Raw genomic sequence first — 7065 nt, forward strand, 5'->3', positions numbered from 1 at the left:
AATGTCGTTTTCGTTTTGGGCCCGTTGCGGGTTATGATCCCCGGGTGTAAATTTACCGACAACAGTTGCCATGACGAGTTTATCTCTACCAATTGATACCCTCTACACAGAGTTTAAAGCTTCCTATCCTAGCCATCATCTGGTGATCGAATCTGATACGGGATCGGGTAAATCGACCCGTCTGCCATTGTGGTGCGCCGAACCGGACGTGCAGGGTAAACGCCCCAGAGTATTAGTGGTGGAACCTCGGCGGGTAGCCTGTTTGGCACTGGCTGAATATGTACAAGGCTTGACTGATTTAAAAGTAGGGTACGCCATTCGTTTCGATTGCACAGTGACACTAGATACTCAGATAGCCTTCGTGACACCAGGGATTGCTTTGCGCTGGTTGTCTGGGGATATGGCCGGACTCGGTGAATTCGATACCCTGATGATTGATGAATTTCATGAGCGGCGTTGGGACACAGATCTGCTGCTGGCATTGCTAAAACATCGCGATCGCCACCGGCTATTATTGACCTCTGCAACCCTGTCAGGCGAGGTGTTGTGTAATTATCTATCTGATAATAAACACGTTAATGCTGTTTGTCTGCAGGCGCAAGGCAAGAGGTTTCACGTGGAACTTAGGTATCTGGCGAGCGAGAGTCACCATCTGCCGGATATTCGGGGTCTAGAGGAGCGCCTTGTTGTTGCCCTGACGCAGGCCTTGCAAGATACCCAAGGGGATATACTGGTTTTCTTGCCAGGTAAACGCGAGATCACGGCGGCAATACACAAGTGCCGTGGGCCATTGGCCGAACTGGACGAGCGGATAAGTTTGTTAGCTCTTCATGGCAGCATAGGGGCCGAAGAGCAGGTCCAAGTATTGCGGGCGAGCAGCAATAGGCGGGTGATCTTTGCGACCAATATAGCCGAAACTTCATTAACGATTCCCGGTATTACAGGGGTGATAGACTCGGGGCTGGAGCGCCGTACTCATCAACGTAATGGCCGAACGGTTTTGTCTTTATCTCACATTTCAAAGGCCAGTAGCAAACAACGTATGGGACGCGCTGGGCGAACCCAGCCGGGTCTGTGCATTCGGCTATGGGGCAAAGCGGCTCCTTTACTGGCTGCTACGCCACCCGAGTTACAACGGGAGGAGTTAGTTGAACCTATGTTGGCCGCTGCCTGCGCCGGTGCCGAATTGGCACAGCTGGATTTTGTTGACCCTCTGCCGGCTAAGTCACTGGAAAAGGCGAGTGCCAAGTTAATGCTTATTGGTGCGTTAGATCAGTTGGGACGGGTGACTTCCCATGGTCAGCGCCTGTTTCCACTGCCTATCGATACCCAGTTTGCTCACCTTATCAGTGTGATGCCTGATGGGGATTGCCTGGATTTGATGATAGATCTTGCCGCCGCGCTGACGACGCCTGGACAGTTTTATCGTCTGCCGAAAGATGAGGCTGAGAGATTAACCTTGTTGCAGTGGGAGCCTTTTGGCTGCGATGCCTATACCTTGATTAAGCTTCTGCGTTGCCATGATGACGAAATTCCTCTGGTGGAGATCAATCTGCAAGCCATTGAAGAGGCCAGGCGACTCGCTAAACAGATCCGCGCGGCACTGGAATGTCCGTCACTTCCTAAGGCTGACTTGAGCGATCCTCTGCTTAGACGTACCTGGGCGATTGCCGTGATGCAGGCTCTGCCCGAATTGGCCTTTATTTGCCGACTCAAGCGAGACAATGCCTTAGGCAATGGGATAAGTGAGGTATTGATTGGTCGGGAATCCCGCTTTCACCTGCCGCAAGATGGTGTGACTCTCCCCGTTGCTGCCCTGGTATTTGATCAACATGCGACGCCGGGTCGAGGAGTAAAACAAACTCTTAATTTGGCACTCTGTATGGTTCCCGTTGATAAATCATGGCTCTTGGCTGCGGGGCTAGGGCAAGATCGCGTAACCGAGCAATTGAGCTTGGATGAGGTATGTGTCGAACGTGTTTATGCCGGTCGGGTGCTTGAAGTTCGTAGCGAGAGAGTCGAGCCAAAGAATGTTATTCAGGCTATGATCACCAGCATAGCCGAGGGCTTGGTTTTTCCTGGGATAGCCGAAGTCGTGCGCCAAGATATCGATGCCTGGAATATCTGGGTTAAGCTTGGTGGCTACGAGGAGGCTAAAGCAGCAGGGATTTGCCTGACAAGTCCAGATCTTGTTGTCTTTGAAGAATTCTTAGCTCATCGGCTCTCGACTCTTGGCGTCGAGTCTATTGCGGATTTTGAGCTGATAGAAGCAGAGGATCTTCAGTTTGAAGGGATCCCTGATTGGCTCAGGCAAGAGTTTGATCAGGCTTATCCTCGTGAAGTTATACTGTCGGATCTTAGAATGAGTGTGAGCTATCAGGTGAAGGGCAGATGGGTAGAATTAACTTACCTTAGTGGTCAGCGAAAATCTGGGCCAAAACGCTGGGAGCTGCCACGCTGGCAGGGATGGCGGGTAAGGTATAAGAAGGCCAGTCGTGTCATAGATATTGTGTAAGGATGAGATCCCAGTCGATCGCGCTAAAAAATAACGAGATGGTTTTGAGTATAACTTTTTTGATTCGATCGCTTTACGGGATCCAAATTTAGCAGACGTTAAGATATACCTAACTTAAAACAAATAAAAAACAATAACTTGTAGCGTTTAATGAGTTATGCACCAATTTTGATCGCAAAGTGGATTACTTGTTGATATCTCTGTTGATTAATTCGATCGCCATCTTGGATGTTTATGCACCAATATGAGGAAAGATCCCGCAGCGATCTTAGGTTTGGTGTTTAAAAAATATATAGGTAAGGCGCAAAATAGCGCTGGTGCTGATACTGAGTTAAGGGCGCTTCTAATGACTGTTTGAAAAGCGCCCTTTAATAGTGCAATAGATATGCTTATTTGCCGATACAGAAGGAGCCAAAAATCTTGCCTAGTAGATCATCTGAAGTGAACTTACCCGTGATTTCTGATAAGGCGAGTTGACACATACGCAACTCCTCTGCCAGGAGCTCACCCGCTTGATACACCTCTAACTGTTCCTGTCCCAAGGTGAGATGACTCGCAGCGAGTTCCAGTGCCTCGAGATGGCGACGACGGGCAATAAAGCCGCCTTCTAAATTACTCTGATATCCCATTAGCGACTTAAGGTGTGCCTTGAGTTCATCGACACCCGAGCCTGTCTTGGCTGACAAACGAAACACCTTGTGGCCCTGTTCATCTGTGGCATCTAAGGCTTCTCCAGTAAGATCTGCCTTGTTGCGCACCACGGTAACCCCCAGATTTTTTGGGAGACGATCGATAAAATCTGGCCAGATATCATGGGGATCGACAGCATCTGTGGTGGTGCCATCAACCATGAAGAGTACCTGATCGGCGGTTTCTATCTCTGCCCAGGCCCGTTCGATACCTATCTGCTCAACTGTGTCAGTGGTGTCGCGTAGGCCAGCCGTATCTATGATGTGCAGCGGCATGCCATCGAGGTGAATATGCTCACGTAACACGTCGCGAGTGGTACCGGCTATCTCGGTGACAATGGCTGATTCTTTACCGGCCAGGGCATTGAGCAGGCTGGATTTTCCTGCGTTAGGGCGACCGGCAATCACCACCTTCATTCCTTCGCGAATAATGGCGCCCTGCTTGGCACTGGACTGTACCGAATCTAATTTATGGATGATCTTGCTAAGTGAAGCGGCAATTTTACCGTCGGAGAGAAAATCGACCTCCTCGTCAGGAAAGTCTATCGCGGCTTCCACGTAGAGACGCAAATTGGTGACCTGATCCACCAGCTCATGTACCTGGGTGGAAAACTCGCCCTGAAGTGAATTGAGGGCGCTCTTGGCGGCTTGTTCGCTGGTAGCGTCAATCAGATCGGCAATGGCCTCTGCCTGGGTGAGATCCAGCTTGTCATTCATAAAGGCCTGCTCACTAAACTCCCCTGGCTTGGCAATGCGTACACCGTCGACATCCATGACGCGGTTGATCAGCATGTCGAGGACGATTTGGCCTCCGTGTCCCTGAAGCTCGAGAACATCTTCACCGGTAAAGGAGTTGGGTCCTTTGAAAAACAGGGCTATGCCTTGGTCTATCACTTCGCCATTTGCGCCTTTAAAGTCACAGTAGTCGGCATAGCGTACCTTGGGAAGGTGCCCTAGTACCGCCATAGCAACCTCGCTGGCCTTATCGCCTGAGACCCTAATGATACCTACGCCGCCACGTCCGGGTGCGGTTGCTTGTGCCACGATAGTATCTGTCGTCATTACTCTGTTTCCTGCGCTGATGGAGTGAAAGCTGTCTTTATTAAAAAGCAAAAAGCGGTCAATACTGAGTATCCGACCGCTTTTTCATTAGTTGGAGTTAGAGGTTATTTTAACCCTTTTTTCTCCAAACCGGCATAGATGATCTTCTGCTGGGTAATGGCCACTAAGTTACCGACCAACCAGTAAAGTACCAGACCTGCTGGGAACCATAGGAAGAAGACAGTAAAGATAACTGGCATCCACTGCATCATTTTCACCTGCATTGGGTCCATAGTCGGTGCCATTGGCTGCATCTTCTGCATCAGGAACATAGAGACACCCATCAGCAGCGGCAGTACATAGTAAGGATCTTGTACCGACAAGTCGGTGATCCATAGCATGAATGGCGCGTGACGTAGCTCATAGCTTTCTAGCAGTACCCAGTAGAGTGCAATGAAGATAGGCATCTGTAGCAAGATAGGTAGACAGCCACCCATAGGGTTCACTTTCTCTTTCTTGTACAGTTCCATCATGGCTTGACCCATCTTCTGACGGTCATCACCGAAGCGCTCTTTCATATCCTGCAGCTTAGGCTGTAGGTTGCGCATCTTGGCCATAGAGGTGTACTGCGCCTTGGTGAGCGGGTACAAAAAGCCACGCACGGTCAGAGTGATCAGGATAATTGCCACACCCCAGTTACCCACGAAAGATTGATAGAACATCAATAGCCAGTGAATAGGGATAGCCAGCCACCATAGGAAACCGTAATCCACTACTAAGTTCAGTGACTCAGAGATGGCCGATAGGGCTTCTTGATCCTTAGGACCTACGTAGAACTGAGCGCCAATGGTTTGTTGTGTGCCAGGAGCAATATCATACACGGCGCCGCGGAAACCGATATTGGCTAGGCCACCGGCACTTACGCTAGAGAAGATAGTGTTTTGATCGTTTTCTGGTGGCACCCAAGCCGACACGAAGTAGTGTTGTAGCATTGCAGCCCAACCGCCTAAGGTCTTCTTGTCCAGGTTCTTATCAGCCATATCTTCGAAGCTGTACTTCTCATAGCGGGTATCGGCTGTTGAGAAGGCGGCACCGCGATAAGTCGGCATCATCATGCTGCTTTCGCTTTTCTTGATGCTGTGCTTGATCTGACCATACATCTGTACCTGCAACTGCTCGGCTGAGGTATTGTTGATGCGGTAATCGACGCCAATATCAAATTTGCCACGGTGTAGCGTAAAGACTTTAGTGTAGGTCACACCATTGTCGGCAACATAGGTCAGCGGCACTTCTAGGGTATCTTGGCCATCGGCAAGGATATAGGTCTGAGCCTGGCTTGCAAAATGGGCACGTCCCTTACTGCTGCTGTCAATACCGTTACGGCCGATAAGACCACTCTGAGAGATATAGAAGATATCATTGGTTTGCTGTAGCAAAACAAATGGGTCTTCTTTATCTTCTTCTAACCTGTGACGAACCAAGGCCGAATAAACGATATCACCGCCCACTGGGTTAATTTTCAACACCAGTTGGTCAGTCGTTACGGTAATGAGTTCTTTAGAGGCTGTAACTGCTTCTGGAAGGGCAGCATCGGCATCAGGAACATCAGCACTGTGTGAATCTGTGACGGTTGAAGCTACAACTGAAGATTCAGTGGCAACGGGTTGCGGATTTTTGTCTGTTTGCCATTGCTGCCACAGCAAAAAGCTGACAAAAAGCAGACCGATGAGCAATATATTGCGTTGAGATTCCATAGCCTATTTATTACACCTGTTATTTTTTGGGGGGACGGGATCTTCTCCGCCCGGATGTAAAGGGTGACATTTTAATACGCGTTTCCCTGCAAACCAACTCCCTTTCACAAATCCATGCAATCGAATCGCTTCGAGTGCGTAATTGGAACATGTGGGATGAAAACGGCACTTGGGCCCTAGTATAGGGCTGATAAAGATTTGATAGCCACGAATCAGCTTGGTGGCTAGCCATTGTAACGGCGACTGAGTTTGCGCCATAACTTCTCTACCAGTTTGTGCAATGCTGCATTGTCCATATCCAATACGCCGTTTCTGACGAGCACAACAATATCAAGCGGCGGTAATTCGTGTTGGTGCAAACGAAAATTGTCGCGAATGATACGTTTAATTCTGTTGCGCTGATTGGCTCGCTTAACATAACGCTTAGCAACAGTTAATCCAATACGAGGATGCTGTAGCTCATTGGGGATGGCAAGTAAGGTTATTTCAGCAGAAGAAGCTTTGATGGGATTGGAGAATACAGATTTGAATTGCGCGGGAGTTAACAGACGTAACTCCCGCGTAAAGGTATAGCTGGTCACTTGCATTTCTACTTAATTAAGCAGAAAGACGAGCGCGACCTTTTGCACGACGACGTGCGATGACCTTACGGCCACCAACAGTAGCCATACGAGCGCGGAAGCCGTGAGAACGCTTGCGCTTCAGGTTGCTAGGTTGAAAAGTACGTTTACTCATTATGGCAATCCGTCTTTGTTAGGTGAATAAACCTTATCTCTATAAAAGAGGTAAGGGCAAAAAAGAGGCCGAATTGTAATCACTTTAGTTAAGCCCGTCAACATGCAAAACCGTTAAGTGAGTAAAATCTGCCTGTAAATCTTCTTATCAAGTTGTCCATATACACTATCTAGTGTGGATAACTCTGTGAATGGCCACTACATCTTGTGGATCTAGTGATCATTAGCCTGATCGAAGGTCGCTAATTATAGATCGATCTGGATCGCTTAATAAAGCTGAGTTTGCAGCTTTATCAGATTATTTTGATCGATGAGGATCGTTAGGGATCTGT

6 protein-coding genes are annotated in these 7065 nt (G+C 48.8%); 1 reads left to right on the forward strand and 5 read right to left on the reverse strand.

What is annotated here, in order from left to right; genetic code table 11:
* Positions 1 to 70 precede the first annotated feature (70 nt).
* The gene (locus CFF01_RS19045; protein ID WP_088905827.1) at positions 71 to 2515 is read left to right on the forward strand and encodes a helicase-related protein; all 2445 of its coding nucleotides are present in this window, start codon (positions 71 to 73) and stop codon (positions 2513 to 2515) included.
* Between the two features lie 389 nt (positions 2516 to 2904).
* Here CFF01_RS19045 and mnmE read toward each other — a convergent pair whose 3' ends face one another.
* The 5 genes from mnmE to rpmH form a co-directional block, all read right to left on the reverse strand.
* Positions 2905 to 4266: a tRNA uridine-5-carboxymethylaminomethyl(34) synthesis GTPase MnmE gene (gene mnmE, locus CFF01_RS19050; protein ID WP_088905828.1), complete on the reverse strand. Its 1362-nt coding sequence runs from the start codon at positions 4264 to 4266 to the stop codon at positions 2905 to 2907.
* Between the two features lie 104 nt (positions 4267 to 4370).
* Positions 4371 to 5999, reverse strand: coding sequence for a membrane protein insertase YidC (gene yidC / locus CFF01_RS19055; RefSeq protein ID WP_088905829.1), 1629 nt, complete (start codon positions 5997 to 5999; stop codon positions 4371 to 4373).
* Positions 6000 to 6002: 3 nt separating this feature from the next.
* On the reverse strand, positions 6003 to 6257 hold the full coding sequence (gene yidD, locus CFF01_RS19060; RefSeq protein WP_081953798.1) for a membrane protein insertion efficiency factor YidD: 255 nt from the start codon (positions 6255 to 6257) through the stop codon (positions 6003 to 6005).
* Positions 6224 to 6580: a ribonuclease P protein component gene (rnpA, locus tag CFF01_RS19065; RefSeq protein ID WP_088906014.1), complete on the reverse strand. Its 357-nt coding sequence runs from the start codon at positions 6578 to 6580 to the stop codon at positions 6224 to 6226. The genes yidD and rnpA overlap by 34 nt, the downstream gene beginning before the upstream one ends.
* Positions 6581 to 6596: 16 nt before the next feature.
* Positions 6597 to 6734, reverse strand: a complete 138-nt coding sequence (rpmH, locus tag CFF01_RS19070; RefSeq protein ID WP_011867659.1) for a 50S ribosomal protein L34 — start codon at positions 6732 to 6734, stop codon at positions 6597 to 6599.
* Positions 6735 to 7065: the final 331 nt, after the last annotated feature.

The sequence above is a fragment of the Shewanella marisflavi genome, from assembly GCF_002215585.1.
GTDB lineage: Bacteria > Pseudomonadota > Gammaproteobacteria > Enterobacterales > Shewanellaceae > Shewanella > Shewanella marisflavi.

Bases quoted from the DNA above. Each gene is read 5' to 3' on its own strand.
- rpmH (WP_011867659.1), bottom strand. From the start codon at position 6,734: ATGAGTAAACGTACTTTTCAACCTAGCAACCTGAAGCGCAAGCGTTCT.
- yidC (WP_088905829.1), bottom strand. From the start codon at position 5,999: ATGGAATCTCAACGCAATATATTGCTCATCGGTCTGCTTTTTGTCAGC.
- mnmE (WP_088905828.1), bottom strand. From the start codon at position 4,266: ATGACGACAGATACTATCGTGGCACAAGCAACCGCACCCGGACGTGGC.
- yidD (WP_081953798.1), bottom strand. From the start codon at position 6,257: ATGGCGCAAACTCAGTCGCCGTTACAATGGCTAGCCACCAAGCTGATT.
- CFF01_RS19045 (WP_088905827.1), top strand. From the start codon at position 71: ATGACGAGTTTATCTCTACCAATTGATACCCTCTACACAGAGTTTAAA.